This is a genomic window from Citrobacter sp. CFNIH10 (assembly GCF_002934585.1).
In the GTDB taxonomy this organism is placed as follows: Bacteria; Pseudomonadota; Gammaproteobacteria; order Enterobacterales; family Enterobacteriaceae; genus Citrobacter_A; species Citrobacter_A amalonaticus.
Map to the genome: position 1 here is coordinate 3,882,674 of NZ_CP026216.1, position 21,013 is coordinate 3,903,686.

General features: G+C 54.0%; 20 protein-coding genes. 8 read left to right on the top strand and 12 right to left on the bottom strand.

All coding sequences use genetic code 11. The annotated features are described in order from the left end of the window. Window positions 1–8 precede the first annotated feature (8 nt). Window positions 9–641, top strand: a complete 633-nt coding sequence (locus C2U53_RS22550; protein ID WP_044327039.1) for a ribulose-phosphate 3 epimerase family protein — start codon at window positions 9–11, stop codon at window positions 639–641. A gap of 15 nt (window positions 642–656) precedes the next feature. Then, the gene (locus tag C2U53_RS22555; protein ID WP_043000627.1) at window positions 657–1,433 is read left to right on the top strand and encodes a DeoR/GlpR family DNA-binding transcription regulator; all 777 of its coding nucleotides are present in this window, start codon (window positions 657–659) and stop codon (window positions 1,431–1,433) included. A gap of 210 nt (window positions 1,434–1,643) precedes the next feature. On the opposite strand, the gene C2U53_RS22560 is transcribed toward C2U53_RS22555, so the two are convergent. The 4 genes from C2U53_RS22560 to C2U53_RS22575 all read right to left on the bottom strand — a co-directional run bounded on the left by C2U53_RS22560 (window position 1,644) and on the right by C2U53_RS22575 (window position 6,808). Beyond that, the gene (locus C2U53_RS22560) at window positions 1,644–1,868 is read right to left on the bottom strand and encodes a YdcH family protein (protein ID WP_042318909.1); all 225 of its coding nucleotides are present in this window, start codon (window positions 1,866–1,868) and stop codon (window positions 1,644–1,646) included. Between the two features lie 166 nt (window positions 1,869–2,034). Continuing rightward, a complete protein-coding gene (locus C2U53_RS22565) occupies window positions 2,035–3,690 on the bottom strand; it encodes a glucan biosynthesis protein D (protein ID WP_044327040.1) in 1,656 nt (551 codons plus the stop codon). Between the two features lie 220 nt (window positions 3,691–3,910). Next, a complete protein-coding gene (locus tag C2U53_RS22570) occupies window positions 3,911–5,419 on the bottom strand; it encodes a carboxylesterase/lipase family protein (RefSeq protein WP_104446909.1) in 1,509 nt (502 codons plus the stop codon). Window positions 5,420–5,464: 45 nt separating this feature from the next. Beyond that, window positions 5,465–6,808: a VOC family protein gene (locus tag C2U53_RS22575; protein WP_044257856.1), complete on the bottom strand. Its 1,344-nt coding sequence runs from the start codon at window positions 6,806–6,808 to the stop codon at window positions 5,465–5,467. A gap of 237 nt (window positions 6,809–7,045) precedes the next feature. On the opposite strand from C2U53_RS22575, the gene pcaH reads away from it, so the two are divergent. Next, window positions 7,046–7,786, top strand: coding sequence for a protocatechuate 3,4-dioxygenase subunit beta (gene pcaH, locus C2U53_RS22580; protein ID WP_043000624.1), 741 nt, complete (start codon window positions 7,046–7,048; stop codon window positions 7,784–7,786). Next, window positions 7,783–8,403, top strand: coding sequence for a protocatechuate 3,4-dioxygenase subunit alpha (gene pcaG / locus C2U53_RS22585; protein WP_104446476.1), 621 nt, complete (start codon window positions 7,783–7,785; stop codon window positions 8,401–8,403). The genes pcaH and pcaG overlap by 4 nt, the downstream gene beginning before the upstream one ends. 35 nt (window positions 8,404–8,438) lie before the next feature. Here pcaG and C2U53_RS22590 read toward each other — a convergent pair whose 3' ends face one another. Next, on the bottom strand, window positions 8,439–9,347 hold the full coding sequence (locus C2U53_RS22590; protein WP_104446477.1) for a manganese-dependent inorganic pyrophosphatase: 909 nt from the start codon (window positions 9,345–9,347) through the stop codon (window positions 8,439–8,441). Between the two features lie 125 nt (window positions 9,348–9,472). Here C2U53_RS22590 and C2U53_RS22595 point away from each other — a divergent pair, with 125 nt between their 5' ends. After that, window positions 9,473–10,396, top strand: a complete 924-nt coding sequence (locus C2U53_RS22595; protein ID WP_043000621.1) for a LysR substrate-binding domain-containing protein — start codon at window positions 9,473–9,475, stop codon at window positions 10,394–10,396. A gap of 44 nt (window positions 10,397–10,440) precedes the next feature. Here C2U53_RS22595 and C2U53_RS22600 read toward each other — a convergent pair whose 3' ends face one another. The 4 genes from C2U53_RS22600 to C2U53_RS22620 all read right to left on the bottom strand — a co-directional run bounded on the left by C2U53_RS22600 (window position 10,441) and on the right by C2U53_RS22620 (window position 14,530). Beyond that, window positions 10,441–12,129, bottom strand: a complete 1,689-nt coding sequence (locus C2U53_RS22600; RefSeq protein ID WP_104446478.1) for a methyl-accepting chemotaxis protein — start codon at window positions 12,127–12,129, stop codon at window positions 10,441–10,443. A 166-nt stretch (window positions 12,130–12,295) separates the two neighbouring features. After that, on the bottom strand, window positions 12,296–13,414 hold the full coding sequence (locus C2U53_RS22610) for an S-(hydroxymethyl)glutathione dehydrogenase/class III alcohol dehydrogenase (protein WP_104446479.1): 1,119 nt from the start codon (window positions 13,412–13,414) through the stop codon (window positions 12,296–12,298). 32 nt (window positions 13,415–13,446) lie between these two features. After that, window positions 13,447–13,722, bottom strand: coding sequence for a metal/formaldehyde-sensitive transcriptional repressor (locus C2U53_RS22615; protein WP_003833178.1), 276 nt, complete (start codon window positions 13,720–13,722; stop codon window positions 13,447–13,449). A gap of 226 nt (window positions 13,723–13,948) precedes the next feature. Then, window positions 13,949–14,530, bottom strand: a complete 582-nt coding sequence (locus C2U53_RS22620; protein WP_161804577.1) for a helix-turn-helix domain-containing protein — start codon at window positions 14,528–14,530, stop codon at window positions 13,949–13,951. Between the two features lie 298 nt (window positions 14,531–14,828). Between C2U53_RS22620 and C2U53_RS30000 the strand changes: the two genes are divergently transcribed. Further along, a complete protein-coding gene (locus C2U53_RS30000) occupies window positions 14,829–14,975 on the top strand; it encodes a hypothetical protein (RefSeq protein ID WP_155273634.1) in 147 nt (48 codons plus the stop codon). A 63-nt stretch (window positions 14,976–15,038) separates the two neighbouring features. Here the strand turns inward: C2U53_RS30000 and cybB are convergent, their stop codons facing one another. After that, a complete protein-coding gene (gene cybB / locus C2U53_RS22625) occupies window positions 15,039–15,566 on the bottom strand; it encodes a cytochrome b561 (protein ID WP_104446480.1) in 528 nt (175 codons plus the stop codon). Between the two features lie 189 nt (window positions 15,567–15,755). On the opposite strand from cybB, the gene gap reads away from it, so the two are divergent. Beyond that, the gene (gap, locus tag C2U53_RS22630) at window positions 15,756–16,757 is read left to right on the top strand and encodes a type I glyceraldehyde-3-phosphate dehydrogenase (protein WP_054176214.1); all 1,002 of its coding nucleotides are present in this window, start codon (window positions 15,756–15,758) and stop codon (window positions 16,755–16,757) included. 39 nt (window positions 16,758–16,796) lie between these two features. On the opposite strand, the gene aldA is transcribed toward gap, so the two are convergent. Continuing rightward, window positions 16,797–18,236, bottom strand: coding sequence for an aldehyde dehydrogenase (aldA, locus tag C2U53_RS22635; RefSeq protein WP_104446481.1), 1,440 nt, complete (start codon window positions 18,234–18,236; stop codon window positions 16,797–16,799). A 197-nt stretch (window positions 18,237–18,433) separates the two neighbouring features. After that, window positions 18,434–19,228 carry a YdcF family protein gene (locus C2U53_RS22640; RefSeq protein WP_044257960.1) on the bottom strand — a complete coding sequence of 265 codons (795 nt, stop codon included), beginning with the start codon at window positions 19,226–19,228 and terminating at the stop codon, window positions 18,434–18,436. A 391-nt stretch (window positions 19,229–19,619) separates the two neighbouring features. On the opposite strand from C2U53_RS22640, the gene C2U53_RS22645 reads away from it, so the two are divergent. After that, the gene (locus C2U53_RS22645; protein ID WP_104446482.1) at window positions 19,620–20,939 is read left to right on the top strand and encodes an MFS transporter; all 1,320 of its coding nucleotides are present in this window, start codon (window positions 19,620–19,622) and stop codon (window positions 20,937–20,939) included. The last annotated feature ends 74 nt before the right edge of the window (window positions 20,940–21,013 follow it).

The following is a 21,013-nucleotide window of genomic DNA, read 5'->3' on the forward strand; positions in this document are numbered from 1 at the left end:
GAGGCGATATGATTCTGCACCCTTCTCTCGCATCGGCAGATCCACTGCACTACGGGGCGACGTTGAGCGCGCTGGCCGATGCCGATATCGGCTCACTGCATCTGGATATCGAAGACAGCAGCTTTATTAACAACATCACCTTTGGCCTCAAAACCGTACAGGCTGTCGCCCAACAGACGACGCATCCCCTTTCGTTTCATTTCATGATTGCCCGCCCGCAGAGTTGGTTTCCCATCCTGGCGGAGATCAAACCGGCATGGATTTTTGTTCATGCCGAAGCGCTGGCATACCCTTCTGAGACGCTGGCAGAAATTCGCGAAATCGGCGCAAAAGCCGGGCTGGCGGTGAATCCCGCCACACCAATTGACGGGTATCGCTATCTGGCCCCGCAACTGGATGCGCTAATGGTGATGACCAGCGAACCAGACGGGGTCGGACAACAGTTTATTCCCACCCTGTGCGCCAAAGTCCGCCAGGTGCGTGAGTATTTTCCACAAGCCGCGTGCTGGGCCGATGGCGGCATTACGCTTTCTGCGGCACAACACCTGGCGACGGCGGGCGCACAACATCTTGTCGTGGGGCGTGCACTGTTCTCATCAGAGAATTATCACACCACGTTATCCCGGTTTGCAGGACTGTAAGAGGAGATTGCTTCGATGAGCCAACAGCGCCCTGACCGTATCAAACAGATGCTGCACTATCTGTGGCAACATCGTCATCTCTCCACCCAACAGGCCATGGAACTGTTTGGTTATGCGGAGGCGACCGTCCGTCGCGATTTCCAGTATATCGCCAGCCAGTATCCCGGTATGACTCGCGGTCATGGCTGTCTGGATTTCGACGACAGTATGGACGACAAAGAGTATGTCTTTGAGGTTAAGCGGACACTGCAATCCGAGGCAAAAAAAGAGATTGCTGCCCTTGCCCGCACGATGATCAAAGACGGTGACTGTTTCTTTCTCGATTCCGGCTCTACCTGTCTCGAACTGGCGAAATGTCTGGCCGATGCACGTGTGAAGGTCATCTGCAACGACATCAAAATCGCCAATGAACTGGGCTGTTTTCCGCACGTCGAAAGTTACATTATCGGCGGGCTTATTCGTCCGGGTTACTTTTCGGTAGGTGAAAGCCTGGCGCTGGAGATGCTCAATGCGTTTTCAGTGGAACGGGCCTTTATCTCCTGCGATGCGCTGTCGCTGGCCACGGGGATCACTAACGCCACCCTGTTTGAAGTCGGCGTGAAGACGCGGATTATTCAGCGTTCACGAGAAGTGATACTGATGGCCGATCATTCAAAGTTTGATGCGGTGGAACCCCATGCCGTCGCCACGCTCTCTTGCATTAAAACGATTATCAGCGACAGCGCGTTAGCGGATGATATTGTTCAGCGTTATACCCACGCGGGATGCCACCTGGTTTTACCACATCGCTGAGTTTCAGGCACAAAAAAGCCGCCAGGGCTGGCGGCTTAGATTGCTGACAGAGAAGGAAAAAGCGTGGTTTTTCCTTCTCTGTAATTATCAGCCGAAAATCAATAAATTGATTTTCCTGATTTTTAATGAGGTGATCTCTTCTTATCCGGTATCAGGATAAGGTTTGTCATCTCTCTCAAGCCGCCAGGGCTGGCGGCTCATAAATGCGGATTATCCCGCGTCAACACTTTCTTTCTGCAGTATTTTGAGCATATCGTCCTTCAGTTGAAGTTTCTGTTTTTTCAGCCGAACGACTTCGAGATTGTATCCCCGACCATCGGAACCTTCCAGCCTGGCAATTTCATGATCAAGGTTGTTATGCTTTTCAAAAAGTGACAAAAAGCGAGGATTCTCGGATTTCAGTCGGGAAATCAGATCTCTGTATTCTGGAAACATACGCTCTCCCTGTTAGTGATAAACCATGTGTATAAGAAATACACTCCATCAGCTTACCCATTTGACTTAGGGAAAAATGCGAACAGGATCGTGTTTAATTCCTGAACAGATATTTCGCATGCCTGGCTGTTGACGCCCTTCGCATTTCGAAGGGCGTTGGCGCAGATTAACGCATCACGCGATCGTCGACGTAGGTCCGTTTATCCGGCGCCGGCGGGAAATACTGGTACAGCCAGGTTTCACTGATCGCGTCTCCCTGGCAGCGCAGGAACATACGCATGTCCACCGGTTCGGTCGAGTCCGACGTGGGATACCAGTCAAACTGGATGCGGTAACCGTCAAACGGCTCAACGTAGAGAATTTCAATCTGCTTCGCTTCGCCGCTGGACAGCGTAATCACCGGCTCAATGCCTTTCGGTGCGGCCGCTTTCAGATCGCCACCGACGAAATCGACTGCAAAACGTCGCGCCCATTTCTCTGGGTAGTGCTCGCCCGGCGCCCAGCCCTCCGGGAATCCTCCCATACCGGTGCGGGTGGCCATCACGCGCGCCAGTGGCGAACGGACCGGCGGCTGTGCGCTCCAGTACAGACGGTATTTATATTCCAGCTCATCACCCGCTTCGATGGCCTTTTCCGGCTGCCAGAAGCAGACCACGTTATCCAGCGTTTCGCCGGTTGTCGGGATCTCCATCAGCCCGATGGTGCCTTTGCCCCACTTGTTACGAGGTTCCACCCACAGGCTTGGGCGCTTGTTGTACCAGCCCATGATGTCCTGATAGTGGGAGAAATCACGATCCAGTTGCAGCAGGCCGAACCCTTTCGGGTTGTTATCGGTATAGGCGTTGAATTGCAGCTTTTGCGGGTTATTCAGTGGGCGGCAAATCCACTCGCCGTTGCCCCGCCACATCGCCAGACGATCGGAGTCATGGATTTGCGGATGAATGGTATCGCACATGCGGCGTTCGTTATTGCCGCAGCTGAACATGCTGGTCATCGGCGCGATGCCCAACTGTTTGATGTCTTTGCGAGCATACAAACGGTTTTCAACGTCCATGATCACCTGGCTCTTCTCACAGTGAATCACAAACTTATAGGCACCGGTGATGCTCGGACTGTCCAGCAGCGCGTACACGGTAAAGGTGGTGGCGCCGGGTTTCACCGTATCGAACCAGAAGGCGGTGAAGTCCGGGAACTCTTCTTTGGTGTCGGTGTAGGTGTCTATCGCCAGACCACGCGCGGAAAGCCCGTACTGATAGGTATCATCGACGGCGCGGAAATAACTTGCACCGAGGAAAGAAACCACGTCGCGACGCGCCAGCTCAGGCGCTTTAAAGACACGGAAACCGGCAAAACCGAGATCGGTTTGCCCTTCCAGTTGTCTGGTATCAACGCCGGCATCATTGTATTTAAACAGTTCCGGGCGGAAGTGAATCTCCCGCGCCAGATGGGTGCTGGAATCGACGGAGAACATGCGCACGCGACGACGGAAGCCCATCCCAACGTGAAAGAACTGCGCGTCCAACTGACGGCCTTCGACGTTGTTCCACAGCGATTGCGCGGCATCATACTGAATGCTGTTGTAGGCCTGCGGCGTCAGATTCGCCAGCGTATTGGGCAATGCGCGCGGCGCACCGCCCCACGGTTTCTGCGCAAGATCGTGCGCCATGGACTGCAGCACGGAAAAATCAAAGCGGACGGTTTGTCCGTCCGCAATGTCGGATTCCGCCGCATACGCGGCACGGGTGAAAAGTGATGCAATACCACTGGTACCGCACACGGCGGCCATTGCCATTGAACCTTTAATAAATCGTCTGCGATTCATACCTGAAAGTAAATCCTTCTGGTCATGTGAAGGGTCCCGCGCTGGCGCTCGACAGCGGCAAGAAGATGCATAATTCTGACCGCTCACTCTAGACAAAATTGATTAATAATCCAATTGTTGGCCGCAGATTATCTGAACAAAATGGAAAATATTTTGTGTCGATGGGAACAGCCTGATTCCCACGTAAAGTTCCCCGCGCAAACTTTCAACTTTTGCAAAGCTAGTCGAGACTGACGTGCTGGGTCATCACCCGTTTAAAGAGCGCAAGTCGCGCCCGCATAAACCGGTTCTCCACCTTAAAACCAGCAAACTTATTCAGCCCAATACGTAACAACCGATCGCGGCCCTGAATACAGGCCGGCCAACGGACCGGTCCGTGCAGCACATCGCAACTCCGACTGGCATGACGGGCAAAATTGACCCAGTAATCCGCAACGTGGACAGCAAAGGCGAGATCGTTTTCGTTCACATAATTTCGTGAAGGTTCAGCGAGCGTTAGAGTATTAAACACGTAAGGCACTTCGTTGCCATGCCAGGCGCCGTTGGCATAGGTGTGATGCTCCGATTCCGCAACGTAATCAAACCAGTACCGCCAGCACGGCTCGCCGACCCGCTGTTGCGCCTGCATCACCACGTAGCCTAATGCCGTAAACGCCATATCCCGACACACCTGCCGTCCCAGTTCTTCATCGCCCTTCACGCCCGGATACAGTAGCTTAATCAGGCCGAGTCCCAGCCTGCGTTCACGACGCAGTTTCTGAATTTGTCCGGCAAGATCGATGCCGAAAACCGCCATCACGCTGGCTTCATCGCTGTTAGAACCAATCATCACCGGCATCGGGTGCTGTCTGGCGGCGAAAAAGACGTCCAGCATCGGCTCCGGCAGTACCGCATCGCCAGAGACAGGTGTTGGCGCAATTTTGTACGGTGCGCCCAACGGCCAGAAGGCCTCGGCCGGAATCGCGCGTAGCTGTTCCGCCGTTGCATTCTGCAAACCAAAGTGTTCAGCCAGCGCAACGCCGTTTTCCAGCGCGATTTCACGAGGCGTGTCCGGCAACGTGTAGCCGCTCTGCACAATCGCTTTATGAAACAACCCTTTTCCGCGCGGCGAAGCCAGCAGCGAGAGTACGCTGCGCGCCCCGGCCGACTCACCAAACAGCGTCACGTTTTGCGGATCGCCGCCGAACGCAGCGATGTTTTCCTGTACCCAGCGCAGCGCCGCTATCTGGTCGAGCAAAGCAAAGTTATTGAGAGCCTCGCCCTCTTCGCCTTCCAGTGCCGGATGAGCAAAAAAGCCGAGGTGACCGAGACGATAGTTGACGGTCACGACAACCACGTTGCGCTTTGCCAGCGCAACGCCGTCATAAGGCGGCAGACTACCCGCGCCAATGGTGTAGCCGCCGCCGTGCAGCCAGACCATCACCGGAAGCGGCTGATGACGTTCCGCCGGAGACCAGACGTTGAGATAGAGACAGTCTTCAGAAAATGCGCCGGGATCGCCGCCGCCCAACTCTTTGCAGTACTCAATGTCCTGCCAGCTGGCGCTGGAGAAGGTATTGGCGTCACGAATCCCGGACCAGGGAGTAACCGGCTGCGGCGCACGCCAACGCCATTTCCCCGTTGGTGGCGCGGCGTAAGGAATACCGCGCCAAAGGTGGATGTCGTCCTGGACGACACCCATTAGCTGTCCCTGTACGGTTTGAATCAGTGGAATACCAGGTTTGATCATGTCCATATTTACCCGTTAATCGCAGATCCCTACAGGATACCTGGATTAAAGCAGGCCGCAACGCCGTTTACTGCGTTCTTCCGCTTCCTGATACAACACAAACTCGTCAAACACCGGACACCCCAGCGCCTGTTCAAAGGCCTCGCGGCTGGCATTGCCATGACTGCGCGCCTGCGTTTCGTTACCGAGATTCGACTGAAAAATCCCCGCCGCGCTGACAGGCAGGAAATCTTCATAAGTGATGGGCTGCGCCTGCACCCAGCCACGTTCAATGTGCGGTTGCGGATCGTCGCCAGGATGAATCGCATTGCGGTGCGCTTCGCCTGACGGCGTCAGACGATAGCGGAACCAGGCCAGTCCCTGTTGGCGCAGCAGGAATTCGCTGTCCGGAAACGCGTTAAACACCTCCTGCAAATGCAGTTGATGCGTCAGGTTGTCTTTCCCGGTACCGGCATGGCGCAGTAATTCATCGTATAGCTGACGCCCTTTTATCGTCAGCGCCACGCCGCGTTGTTCAATCTCGCCGAAGCGGGCCGTGTGTGTCCCCTGCATTTCGCCCGCAAACAGCACAGGTTCTTCCAGCGCTTTGAAGCTGGTCTGGCGCAGCAGAATCGGCACCTCACGGCGCGGCGGGCCTTCGATAAGGACTTTCGGTTCAATGCCGCATTCCGGCATCATCGACTGCACCCGGTCGATATCCAGCGTTCTGGGTGTCAGATGATTAATGTGACAGCCCGGGAAACAGACCACATCGGCGATCAGGCGATGTTCGTTATGCAGCGCATGATAGGTTTTTTCATCCACGGTGGCGTGGCGATGCCAGCGAAACGTTTCCAGCGCTTCTTTCACGAACTCGCGAGCCTGCGTCGCGTTAAACCCCTTCTGACTCTCCCAGACGTCGAGCAGTTCGCGACAGCGTGGCGTAAAGATATCGCGCTGCGCGAGGATCTCCGCCGCACGCTGGCGGAGCGACGCGTTTTCAATCAGTTCAAGTCGCAGTAAGGAGGTAAAGACGCGAAACGGATTTCGCGACAGCGATGCATCGTCAATGGGACGAAATGCCGTTGAATGTACCGGCACCCCGGCCTGAGAGAGATCGTAATAGCTGACCGGAAACATCCCCATGATCGCAAACATGCGTCGCAGCGTGGACAGTTCGTCTGCCGTTCCGACACGAATTGCGCCATGACGCTCCACGTTGAGGCGCGCCAGTTCATCTGCATTGGCCAGTTTTTCATGCAGCGTGGGGTTATTTTCGAGAACTGCCAGATTCACGTCAGCCACAAGTTCCAGTAACGTGCCGTATTGCGGAACTTCCTGCTGGTACATTGCTGACATTGCCTGCGAAAAATGTTCCCGAATCTCATCTGCCGTGATGGTGTTCGCCATAATGTCATGCCTCCAGTGAATGTTACCTGGAGTGTAGGAAACACCATTCACTCTGGGGAGAAGAATTTACAAAGTGTGATCTCACCTGAATTCGCTCTGCATCAGTCCTTGCGCCATGGTATAGCCACTGGTTATGAAATAATCGACGTAAATTCACTTTTAATTAACAACACATTTACACACACTGCCTCAGGTCATCATAAAACAATAAATCTCTTCCCTGTACCGGAGTCCGCTATGCGTGAAAAAGTGTCCTCTCGCGAGGTGATCCATCGCGACTATAACAGCCATCCGCCCGCCTTCGCCCCCGGCTATAAGACCAGCGTTCTGCGCTCGCCACGCAACGCGCTGATCTCTTTGCAGAATTCATTGTCTGAAATCACCGGGCCGGTATTCAGCGACAACGATCTTGGCCCGCTGGATAACGACCTGATTATGAATTACGCCAAAGACGGCCTGCCGATTGGCGAACGGATTATCGTCCACGGTTACGTGCGCGACGGTTTTGGCCGCCCAATGAGAAATACGCTGGTCGAAGTCTGGCAGGCCAATGCCGGTGGTCGCTATCGTCATAAAAAAGACCAGTATCTCGCGCCGATTGATCCTAATTTTGGCGGCTGCGGACGGGTATTAACCGATGAGAACGGCTATTACTTTTTCCGTACCATCAAACCCGGCCCTTACCCGTGGCGCAATCAGGTCAGTGACTGGCGTCCCTCGCATATTCACTTTTCACTCTCCGGCGAGGCCTTTGCCCAACGGTTGATTACGCAAATGTATTTTGAAGGCGACCCGTTGATCAAACAGTGCCCAATTGTGAAAACTATCAATAACGATGATGCGATCCGCACATTGATTGCCGAACTGGATACCCACGCCGCCGTACCGCTCGACTGCCTGGCATATCGCTTTGACCTCGTACTTCGCGGACAGCGCGCTACGTTGTTTGAAAACCGCACTCAGGGAGGCGCGCAATGAAAGAGTATTTGCAGGAAACCGCCTCGCAGACGGCGGGACCGTATGTGCACATTGGGCTTGCGCCTGACGCCGCTGGATTTCACATCTTTGAGAAAAACTTCAGCTCCACGCTGACCAATAGCCATACCGAAGGCGAACGTATTGTGATCGAGGGACGGGTAATTGATGGTTCCGGTACGCCGGTGCGCGATGTGCTGCTGGAGATCTGGCAGGCCAACGCCCATGGACGCTACAACCATCCGGCTGACCGCCAGGAAGATAAGCCGCTCGACGCGGACTTTCGCGGCTGGGGACGAACCTGTTCAGACTTCGACAGCGGCGTGTGGCGTTTCGATACCATTAAGCCGGGCTGTGTTGTGGGACGCGATGACCGCCTGATGGCCCCCCACGTTAATCTGTGGATCGTCGCGCGCGGCATCAACATTGGCCTGAACACCCGTCTCTATTTTGCGGATGAGCAAGAAGCCAATCAGCGCGATCCGGTGCTCAATCTGATCGAATGGGAAGTTCGCCGTCAGACACTGATTGCCCGCCGCGAACAGCGTGGTAGCGAGATCGTCTATATCTTCGATATTCACCTGCAGGGAGAAAACGAAACCGTCTTTTTCGACGTCTGATGAAGAGAACGGGCTGAATCTCTCAGCCCGTTTTGTCAGGCCTGGTCTGTTTTCGCAACATGGCTTTCGAGCCACGGCAGCATCTGTTTCTTGCGGCTCAACATTCCCTCTACCGTCACCGGTTGTGCCAGTTCCAGTTGACGCGGGCCGGCAAACCAGAGTTGCGAATTGCCAGCGTTGATATCCGTCAACATCAGCACCACCAAATCCGCCCCGCTGCGGGTCGCATAATCGGCCATCTCTTGACGCAGGGCATCCATCACGTCAGCGACCTGGCTCAATGCATACAGTTCGATCTGCGCAACGCTCACCTGCTGACCCTTGATGGTGAAACGCTTGATATCTTTTTGCAGCAGTTCACTGGCGCTTAATCCTTCGACGCTGGTTTTAGCACTCAGCAGGTCAGCGCTGAACGCCGCCAGCTCAACCCCGGCACGCGTTGTCAGTGCTTCAACGGCCTGACGGTCATCCGCCGTGGTGGTTGGCGAGCGAAGCGTGACAGTGTCACTCAATATTGCGCCCAATAGTAATAACGCCTGCGCAGACGTTATCTGCGCCCTGTCCTCCGGGCTCATCAGTTGCCATAGCAGCGTGGCGCTGCTGCCCACCGGCTTTATCCACACTTCTGGCGGCAAACGGGTCACCAGTCCACCCAGACGGTGATGATCGATAATACCCACGATATTGCTCGCCATAAGGGTTTCCGGTCCCTGCGCTGGCTCGGTGAAATCCACCAGCCAGACGTCGAGGTCTGTCAGCGGCATCGTCAGTAACGGCGGCATGTCCAGCCCCGCACGCTCAAACAGAAATTGGGTTTCGCGATTGGGTTCACCCAGGCGCCAGGCCGAGGCCTGACGTCCGCGCATGTTCAACCAGCGGGCAGCCATAAAAGCGGTGCAAATGGCGTCACTGTCCGGATTCAGGTGGCCTACGACATGGATCATTTTCGCCTCCGAAGAGAAAGTGCTGTTACTTAAATAAGTTAAATGTTAATAATATTTTGCAATCAAGTTATCAAAAACAAACAACTTTACTTGTCACCGGCATCGCTCTGTTCTTAACATCGCTTATGGAAAAAAATAGTCTGTTCAGTCAGCGCATCCGATTGCGCCATCTTCATACATTTGTCGCTGTCGCTCAACAAGGAACCCTGGGGCGCGCAGCCGAAACCCTTAACCTCAGCCAGCCTGCGCTTTCCAAAACGCTTAACGAACTGGAGCAACTGACCGGCACCCGCCTCTTTGAGCGCGGACGGCTCGGGGCGCAACTGACGTTACCTGGCGAGCAGTTCTTAACCCATGCGGTGAAAGTGCTAGATGCGCTCAACACCGCCGGGCAGGCGCTGAACCGTAAAGAAGGTCTTAACAATGATGTGGTAAGAATAGGCGCGCTACCGACCGCCGCGCTGGGTATTCTTCCGTCGGTCATCGGTCAGTTTCATCAGCAGCAAAAAGAGACCACGCTGCAGGTGGCAACGATGAACAATACCATGCTGCTGGCGGGCCTGAAATCCGGCGAGCTCGACATCGGCATTGGCCGGATGTCCGATCCGGAATTGATGAGCGGCCTTAATTATGAGCTGCTGTTTCTCGAGTCATTAAAGCTGGTCGTGCGTCCGAATCACCCACTATTGCAGGAAAACGTGACGCTGAGTCGCGTGATGGAGTGGCCCGTGGTTGTTTCGCCCAAAGGCACAGTACCACGGCAAAATGCCGAGACGCTGTTGCAAAGCCAGGGTTGTAAGATGCCAACCGGCTGCATTGAGACGCTCTCCGCCTCGCTGTCGCGCCAGTTAACGGTTGATTATAACTACGTCTGGTTTGTGCCCTCTGGCGCGGTGAAAGAGGATTTGCGCCAGGCGACGCTGGTTTCGCTACCCGTGCCCACACAGGGCGCAGGCGAGCCGATCGGTATTCTCACCCGTGTGGATTCACCGCTCTCTTCTGGCGCGCAACGCTTAATTGCCGCTATCCGTAAATCGATGCCGTTATAACAGGCCGGATGAGGCGCCTTTGCGCCTTCACCCGGCAATGGCGCTTAGAAGGTTTCCCAGTTATCCCCGTGATCGGTAACCGGCTGTGTCAGAGGCTGAACGGGGGTGTTTGTTGTCGGTACGCGCTTGCTCGTGGGTCTACCCTGTAAGCGAAACGTCCCCACCGCCTCCGTCAGTCGTGCCGCCTGCTCTTCCAGCGACGCCGCTGCCGCAGAGGCCTCTTCCACCAGCGAAGCGTTCTGCTGAGTCACTTTGTCCATCTCAGAGATGGCCTGGCTGACCTGCACGATCCCGCGGCTCTGCTCGTCCGACGCCGCGGCGATTTCCAGCATGATATCGGTGACGCGTTTTACCGCCTCCACGATGTCGGTCATCGTGTTCCCCGCCGCGACCACTTCACCAGAACCTTGATCGATGAGACGGACGGATTCGCTGATAAGCCCCTCAATCTCTTTCGCTGCCTGGGCACTGCGGCTGGCCAGCGTGCGGACCTCACTGGCGACCACGGCGAATCCACGTCCTTGCTCGCCGGCACGCGCGGCTTCAACCGCAGCGTTCAGCGCCAGAATATTGGTCTGGAAAGCGATGCTGTTGATAACCGCTGTGATCTCAGAGATTTTCTTCGAACTGGTCGAAATATTGCCCATCGTCTGGACCACGCCGGAAACCATCTGCCCGCCACGGCTGGCTTTGCCGGACGCGTCTTCCGCCAGTTTGCTGGCGTGGTGTGCATTATCGGCGTTTTGCTTCACCGTCGCGGTCAACTCTTCCATGCTGGCCGCCGTCTGTTCGATCGCCGCCGCCTGTTCTTCGGTGCGTGACGACAAATCGGTATTGCCCGCCGAGATTTCGCTGGTACCGCGATAAATCTCTTCTGCCCCCTGACGCACCGAACCGACCGTTTGCACCAGCGAACGCTGCATTTGTTGCAGGTGGCGGCTCAGTCGCCCAATCTCGCTACGCCCGGTAGGTTCATCCTGCATGGTGAGATCACCGGCGGCAATTTGCTCAATACGCTGCGCGGCATGCTGCAACGGCTGAATGACGGTACGACGCAGAACAATAAACGTCATCAGCGTCAGCGCCAGTGCCAGACCAAAAGCGCCAATCATGAATATCATGCCCAGTTGGGTGCGCTGATGAGCCTGTTCGCTTAACTGGTTAGCGCGCGCCATGCGCAGTTCAATCGCCTTCAGCAGGACCTTATTGTAACTGGCATCCAGTTGTCTTGCGTGTTCGCTTTCGTGGTTGATGATCGCTTCAAACATACCGTTTCTGGCGTACTTGAGCATCGGTTGCATTCCCGCTATATAGGCTTTGAAACTGCTCTCCAGTTCGCCATCCAACGCTTCATCCGCAGGGGTTTTCACCTTGCGCGCCATGTAAATAGTAAACCCTTCTTCAGACTGCTTAATACGCTTTTCCGCCGCCGCAATGTTGGCTTTCATGTCATCCATTTCAGCAATTCGGCTCGCCGCGCCGGCATGAATCATGTTGATTCGCGCGGTACGCAGGTGGTTCGAACTGTTCGATAATCCCATGCGGACCTGGATCTCATCCGTCACATCCCGCTGATCGCGGTCAGCCTGCATGAGAAAGTAGCCCGCCAGACCGGAGCTCAGCGCGAACAGTAAAAGGATGCCACCGAGAATGGAGGAAAACAGCGGAACCAGCCTGATGTGATGCAGAAAGCCCAGCTTATGTGGTGCTTGCATCGATGATATGTTGTCCATGACCGTCGACTCTCTTGTAGGATTAATGCGTAATACGCGCCCGTAAGATAGTCATCGGCATTCCGCGAATTTTACTTACCGGGAAAAGCGCCGTTTTCGTCACAGTTTGACAACATTTATGTTAAAAAATGGAAAGCGCCAGCGGTGATTTCCGCTGGCGGATGAATCAGTTATCGCCAAAATGGATAACGGTACGGATGGATTTACCTTCGTGCATCAGGTCAAACGCGTCGTTGATTTGCTCCAGCGGCAAACGATGGGTAATGAACGGATCCAACTGGATTTTCCCGGCCATTGCCTCTTCCACCATGCCCGGTAACTGGGTGCGCCCTTTGACGCCGCCAAACGCGGAACCACGCCAGACCCGGCCTGTCACCAGCTGGAACGGGCGAGTTTTAATTTCCTGGCCCGCCCCGGCAACACCAATGATGATGCTCTCGCCCCATCCTTTATGGCAGCATTCCAGCGCCGCACGCATCACGTCGACGTTACCGATACATTCGAAGCTAAAGTCGACACCACCGTCGGTGAGCTCAACAATCACCTCCTGGATCGGTGTGTCATAATCTTTCGGATTAATGAAGTCGGTTGCGCCCATTTCAGCCGCCAGTTTGAATTTTTCCGGGTTGGTATCGACAGCAATAATACGCCCCGCTTTCGCCTGTACAGCGCCCTGAATCACCGCCAGGCCGATCCCGCCAAGGCCAAACACGGCAACGGTATCGCCCTCTTTGACTTTCGCGGTGTTATGCACGGCACCTATGCCCGTAGTGACGCCACACCCCAGCAGACAAACCTTATCCAGCGGGGCTTGCGGGTTGACTTTCGCCAGTGAGATTTCCGCACATACGGTGTATTCGCTGAAGGTACTGGTACCCATGTAGTGATAGATTGGTTCGCCATTGTAAGAAAAACGAGTGGTGCCATCCGGCATCAGACCTTTTCCCTGAGTGGCGCGCACGGCCTGACAGAGGTTGGTCTTCCCGGATTTACAGAATTTGCACTCTCCGCATTCGGCGGTATACAGCGGGATAACATGGTCGCCCGGCTTCAGACTGGTCACGCCTTCGCCGACGTCGACCACTACACCGCCGCCTTCATGTCCCAGAACCGCCGGGAACACACCTTCCGGATCGTCACCAGACAGCGTAAACGCGTCAGTGTGGCAAACCCCGGTGTGGGTAATTTTAACCAGAACTTCGCCTTTTTTCGGCGCTGCGACGTCAATCTCAACAATTTTGAGCGGCTGACCGGGGCCAAACGCGACTGCTGCACGTGATTTCATCTGTCTCTTCCCTTTATTGCGAGGTGATAGGTTTATTTTAGATAAGCGCGAAGAAGGTGGCCGATTTCAGCCATACGCACGGCGCGCTGGTCAGGAGTGGTTTCACCACTCACCAGCTCATCTTTCAGGTGGATCTCAACCATTTCGCCCATTAAACCGTTGGACGCACCGCGGACCGCAGCGATTTGTTGCAGGATAGCCAGGCAAGGTTCGCCAGATTCCAGCGCACGCTCCAGGGCATCCACCTGCCCCCGAATGCGTCGGACGCGAGTCAGAATACGTTTTTTATCTTCAGGTGAATGCGGCATAGGCCCCCCTTAATACTATAGGGGGGTATACTATCAGAGTTTTAATCGCAGGAGGAAAAAAAAGCGTTTTCTATTTAGTGAGCGTTAAATTTCACTGTTTCAGCCTTTAAAGGCGGGTTTACCTATGTGCCTTTCGTTTATCACCGGCGAAAACCATACTTTAGCCCTGTTTTAATTTGGGTTATGTAGATTTATCTCATGTCAGAAATATCAATTTTGCAGATATCTAAAACTGCGCTGGAATATGTTTTATTTCCTTCAGATGCCCATTCAGTATTGTAATGTAGCCTCCGGCTTTTAATGCCGAGAGCACGTTCATCACTGCGGAACGAGAAAGCCGGGTTTTCCCGCGGATATAATTCTCGGCGGTAATCGACTCTCTCAGTGTTTGCGGTTTGCTCATGAGCTCAAAAAGCTGATAGCGAACCTGCTCAAATACGGTGGGTGAGACGAGCTTAAACAGTACCTCTGCGGCCATGCTGGCGATCAGTTGCAGATGTCTGGCATAGGGTTCCCACAGGTTGTGTTCTGTCAGCAGCGCGTATAAATCCTCTTTATTCAACGTGGCGATTTCAGCCGGTTCAATAACGCGAAGGATATGTATTGATCGGGAGGACTCATGTACCGGGATGATCCCACGTAGTGTCGGGGCTTCGATAAGTTCGATAAGAATATCATCGGGCTGCCGGTAAAGTGAGAGCGCCCCCTTACGAATAATATAACAATTAGGCTGGTGAGCAGCGCTGATGGTAATGCGCTTACCAACAGGACACTGCTGATAGCGCAGGTGCGAATCAAGTGTATCCAACAATATCGTCAAATAGGGCGATTCAACGCGCGTGCTTATGGGCCCCGCCATCTCTACTGGATTGAATGTGCTCTTCATTTTTTATTTTTACCAACCTACGTACACATGCCACAAGGATAGCAGAGAAAGTCTATCGCGGTAAAAAGATGGTTGCAAAAGTGACACAGTAAAGTATCCAACTAAAAATAATTTCGTAAATATTGTTAATGCGGTGGAATTTTAATATAGATTATCCTCATGTTTAATATTGTAATGACATCGTTAAAAATTAATTCATTATACCTCTATTAATGAATAAATGAGACGATATTGGCAGGCTGACAAGAATAAAAGCAGGGAGTCTGGTAACAACATCGAAATGGCGGCGCGCGCTATTCGTACCTCCGGTGACGAAATTCCTGGGCCGATCAGTACCGTGATACAGGTCATTGCCTATTACCGCTAAACTTTGCAAAGTCGCCCGCAGAATACAGGCGCGGGAAGCGTTCCCCGCGCCGGTATAATCACGCTAGCGTTTACGCGGCATCATGCGCAGCAGCGTGTTGTCCTTCCAGAAATAGTGGTGCAGTAGCGCGGCGGCGGCATGCAACGCAATCACAAAATAGCCCAGATTGGCCAGCGTGATGTGCCAGGATTTCAGCGTATCCACCAGGTCAAAGTTCCCTTCTGCCGCGTGCGGCATCACCAGACCAAAGGCCATCCACGGATTACCTCGGTTGTACATCATCACCATACCGATCAATGGCAGCGCGATGAACAGCAGATAAATCACCAGGTGCCCCAGATGCGCCAGTCCGGTCATCATCGGCTTCGGTTTGGGCACGATAGGAGGAGCCGGATATTTCAGCCTGATCAGCAGACGCGCCACCATCAGCACCAGAATCGCTATCCCGCTAGAAATGTGAATCATATTAATGAGGGGACGATCGCTGCGAGGAAAAAAGCCCCGAAACTCCATCGCACAGTAAGCGACAATCACCAGTAAAAAGACCAGCCAGTGGATGCCAATTTGCAGGCTTGAGTACTTATTGCCCATAACACTTCCTGAGTAAAAAACAATAAAGCGACAACATAGCGATCTTTCCTTAAAAATTCATTAACTTTTCTACGCCGCATTTCAGACAGTTAGGGTTAACGGCAAGATGTGCGATTGCTCACCCCGGCATCCTGGACTATGCCTGGTAGGGAAAAAAGAATGTCCGCTACATCCTCACAGGAGTTAATCATGAGTAAAATTGGCATTAACGGTTTTGGTCGTATTGGTCGCCTGGTGTTGCGTCGGTTACTCGAAGTCAAAAGCGATGTTGATGTGGTCGCGATCAACGACCTCACCTCCCCTAAAATCCTTGCCTATCTGCTAAAGCATGACTCTAACTATGGTCCGTTCCCCTGGAGCGTGGACTTTACCGAAGACGCGCTGATTGTTGACGGGAAAACGATCGCGGTTTATGCAGAAAAAGACGCCAAAAATATCCCGTGGAAAGCGAAAGGAGCGGAAGTCATTATTGAATGCACCGGCTTTTATACCTCAACTGAAAAGTCTCAGGCGCATATTGATGCTGGCGCGAAAAAAGTGCTGATCTCCGCGCCGGCTGGCGATATGAAGACCATTGTCTACAACGTTAACGATGACACGCTGAATGCCAGTGATGTGATTGTTTCGGTGGCTTCCTGCACCACCAACTGCCTGGCGCCGATGGCGAAAGCGCTGCACGACAACTTTGGTATTAAAGTGGGCACCATGACCACCATTCACGCCTACACCGGCACGCAGTCGCTGGTGGACGGTCCGCGTGGCAAAGATCTGCGCGCATCGCGTGCGGCCGCTGAAAACATCATTCCGCATACCACAGGCGCGGCAAAAGCAATTGGTCTCGTTATTCCGGATCTCAGCGGCAAGCTGAAAGGTCATGCTCAGCGCGTGCCGGTGAAAACCGGTTCTGTCACTGAACTGGTGTCGATTCTGGCTAAGAAAGTGACGGCGGAAGAGGTTAACAACGCGCTGAAGAAAGCCACGCACAACAATGAATCTTTCGGCTATACCGATGAAGAAATTGTCTCCTCAGACGTTATCGGTTCGCACTTTGGTTCTGTGTTTGATGCCACCCAGACCGAAATTACCGAGGTGGGTGATCTGCAACTGGTAAAAACCGTGGCCTGGTACGACAACGAATACGGATTCGTGACGCAACTGATCCGTACCCTTGATAAGTTCGTCAAACTTTAAGCGTAAAGGCGGAGTGAAACCTCCGCCCTGCTTTGCCGATCAGGACTGCAAATAAACCACCTGGGTTTGCAGATACTCGTTCAGCCCGTGCTTGCCGTCTGCGCCGCCAATCCCCGACTTACGCCATCCCGCGTGGAAGCCCTGCATTGCTTCAAAGTTCTCGCGATTAATATAAATCTCACCAAACTTCAGCCCTTTAATGGCTTTCATCGCGACGTTGAGATTCTGCGTATAAATAGACGATGTCAGGCCGTAATCACTGTCATTAGCCATCGCGATAGCCTCCTCCAGCGTGTTGAAGACCACCACAGGCAGCACAGGGCCAAAGGTCTCTTCGTGCATGATGGCCATCTCCTGGCGAACATCCAACAGCAATGTTGGCGGATAGAAGTAACCTTTGCCCTCAACGGCTTTGCCGCCGAGCGCCACCCGCGCCCCCTCCTGTAACGCCCTCGCCACTTTCTGCTCCACACGTTGCAGGGCCGCGGCATTGATCAGCGGCCCCATGGCGATATCGTTACGCTCGCCTGGATTCCCGAACTGTACCGCTTTCAGGGCTTCGCCCAGGCGGTTCACGAACAGGTCATAAATCCCTTTTTGTACGTAGACACGCTCCGCGCAGTTACAAACCTGTCCGGTATTGATGACCCGGGAATCCACAATCGCTTTGACCGCCAGTTCAAGATCGGCATCATCCATCACAATCGCTGGCGCCTTGCCACCCAACTCCAGGCACACTTTGGTGATATTTTTCGCCGCAGTCGCCATAATCTTTTCACCTGCTGCCACGCTGCCGGTCATGCTGACCATCGCCACTTTCGGGTTACCGGCCAGTTCCTGGCCGACGGTTTCACCACGCCCCAGCACCAGGTTAAACACACCACGCGGCAGACCAATCTCATCAACAATTTTGGCAAACGCAATCGCGTTATTGGGCGTGAATTCGCTGGGTTTAATCACGATGGTGTTCCCGGTCAACAGGGCCGGAGCCAGCTTACGGGCGATCAGGAAGAACGGAAAATTCCACGGCAGGATCCCGGTGGTGACCCCCAGCGCGCGCTTAAACAGCAAGATATTCTCGCCAGGGCGATCGCTTTGCAGAATTTCGCCTTCATAGCGACGAGCCCACTCCGCCATATAGTCGAGATAGTCGGCAGTAAAAGAGACTTCCACCTCGGCCAGTTGCTGAATTTTTCCTCCTTCAGCCACAATTAAGGCACTGATTTCGCCAGCACGTTCACGGATCCCGGCGGCAATTTTGCGCAGCCAGCCAGCACGAACGATCGCTGGCAGCGCTTCCCACTCAGCCTGCGCACGGTCCGCCGCTGCAATGGCTTTGCGCGCGTCTTCTGCACGACCATCAGGAATACGCGAAATCACCTCTTCCGTCGCCGGGTTGATGACATCAATCCAGGCATCCTCGTGCCAGGTCACAAACTGTCCATCGATATACATAGGATGTTGTACGGGTACTGACATGCGCTACTCCTGTGATTGAATTGTTTTTAACAAGTGAAACTATTGTTAAAAAATATCAATCATGCCTTAGCGATCCCGGCTGGTGTCGTAATTCTGTGAACTGCTTCATAAAAGAGAGGGGTCAGGCTGGGGAGAACGAAAACGCAGGCATTTTTGTTTTGCCCGTTTGAGAGAAAACACTCCCAAACGGGCAGGTGTTAGCGTAACGAACGGTGGTTCATCGCCTCATTCAACGCCGCATCCTGTTGCAGGATCTGCCACGCGGCCTCGACCTCCGGCGGAAAATCCACATGCACAATGAAGTCACGCCCCCGAGGTCCATAGCCGGTGTCATCATTGCGCAAGCGCGGGATTTCGCCCACCACCAGCGCTAAATAGCGATCGATGCTCCACAGGCCGCCAGGGTCATTAGCAAATACAATATCGTCCTCCTGCTGACACAAGACAGGCGTAAATCCCGGATGGCTCAACCAGCGCGGTGCGTCCGGATCGTCACGGGTTACCCGGCGAAAGGTCGCTACGGTACGCCGTTGCATCGTAGGATCCTGTACCACAATGGCCGTGTTAATCGGTGTTGCGGCCTGCGCGATCATTTGCGCGCTAAAACGGGCGTTCTCTCCGCAGTTAGTTGACTGATCTTCCAGCCAGATTTTGTCTGCGGGAATGTGCCAGAACTGCCGGGCAATATCCGCCAGGATGGCGGCTTCGGCGCGTCCGGTCGTCTGGATCGTGTTGTAACGGGGATGTTGGGCAACGGCGGCATACAGGAAGGTCGTGGAGTGACCAATCCCACCAGCGATCAGCAGCGGAACCTCTTGCTGTTGGGCTATCTGGCAGGCCGCGTCAATTGTCGGGATGACGGCATTGCCCGCCAGTACCACGCAGTCTGCCGGGTAAGCAGGCCCGCCGCAGAAATCATCCTGCGCCAGCCACTGCCCCACCGTGTTGATCGCCTCAAGGGTGGTGGCGGAAAGTCTCGGGAACGGTTGCATCATTAAGCTCCTCCTCTTATTTCAGCAGAGTACCGCACCCACGCTGAATAAACAGTAGATCTCTCTGAAAGGCTGATGATTGATATTTCGACGCTTTTTTTGTCATCTCAGTGAAATAACACAAAACGTCTAAAAATCGGGCGGTTGCACCTGCACATTATCCTGTTTAATTATCATAATATGAATAATTAACGTCATTTATTCTGAAATTACAGAAATTAATCCTGGCAAAATGCTCTCTTTTTAGCCCATTACGGCGTGCCTCCTCTTGTTAAATGTTACTAACACACCTAGTTTGATTAACAATTTCACAACCTTTTAACGTAACAGGTTGCACCTGCCGCACTGCCAGGTGACACCTTTTTTGTTCTCTGGCGGAGGTTTACAGTTAATGACGACCCATGAAAGCAGTACGGTTATTCTGAAGAAAAATAAGAAGGTACTTGTCGCCAGTCTGACCGGCAGTGCGATTGAGTGGTTCGATTACTTTCTGTATGGCACCGCGGCTGCGCTGGTGTTTAACAAGATTTTCTTCCCGATGGTTGACCCGGTAATCGGTCTGATCCTCTCGTACCTCTCCTTCTCGTTGACCTTTTTTATTCGCCCGATTGGCGGGGTAATTTTCGCCCACATCGGCGATCGCATCGGGCGTAAGAAAACGCTGGTGCTGACGCTTTCCCTGATGGGCGGCGCGACGGTGATGATCGGTCTACTGCCCACCTATGAGATGATCGGTATCTGGGCCCCCATTCTGCTTATCCTGATGCGCATCATTCAGGGGATGGGCATTGGTGGCGAATGGGGTGGCGCACTCCTGCTGGCCTATGAATACGCGCCGGAAAAACGCAAAGGCTTCTTCGGCAGTATTCCACAGGCGGGCGTGACTATTGGCATGCTGATGGCGACGTTTATCGTCTCGCTGATGACCCTGTTTAGCGAGGAAGATTTCCTCTCCTGGGGCTGGCGTATTCCCTTCCTGCTGAGCTCCGTGCTGGTGCTGTTAGGACTGTGGATCCGTCGGGATATCGATGAAACGCCAGACTTCAAAAAGGTCAAAGCGACGGGTCAGGTTGCCAAAGCACCGCTGCGCGATACGCTGACTCATCACTGGCGTGAAGTGCTGATTGCCGCAGGTTTGAAGGTGGTGGAAACCGCGCCGTTCTATATTTTCTCGACCTTTGTGGTCAGCTATGCCACCAGCACACTGAGTTATCAGAAGTCCCAGGAGCTGGAAGCCGTCACCGTGGGTGCACTGATTGCTACGGTGATGATCCCGCTGATGGGGCTGCTGTCGGACAAAATTGGCCGCAAACGGATGTATGCCATCAGCGTCGCCCTGCTTGGCCTGTTTATCGTGCCATGGTTCCTGCTGCTGAATACCGGCACCACCTGGGGCATTATGCTGGCGACCATCGTGATGTTCGGCGTGCTGTGGGCACCGGTCACCGCCGTGCTGGGGACGCTGTGCTCGGAAATTTTCAGCGCTAACGTTCGCTACACCGGCATCACTCTCGGTTACCAGATTGGCGCAGCGCTGGCGGGCGGTACCGCTCCCCTCATCGCTACCGGGTTGCTGGCGAAATATGACGGTGACTGGGTGCCCGTGGCGTGGTATCTGCTTACCACCGTGGCGATATCCCTGGTTGCCATTTTCTTTGCCAGTCGGGTGAAACGTAGCCCGGCGATCAACGCTCAGCCTAACGAATTGTAATCTCTTCGCGGCCAGATCCTCTGGCCGCTTCTGTAACAATACGGTACAGACTCGAACGTCTCACCTGCGTCCGA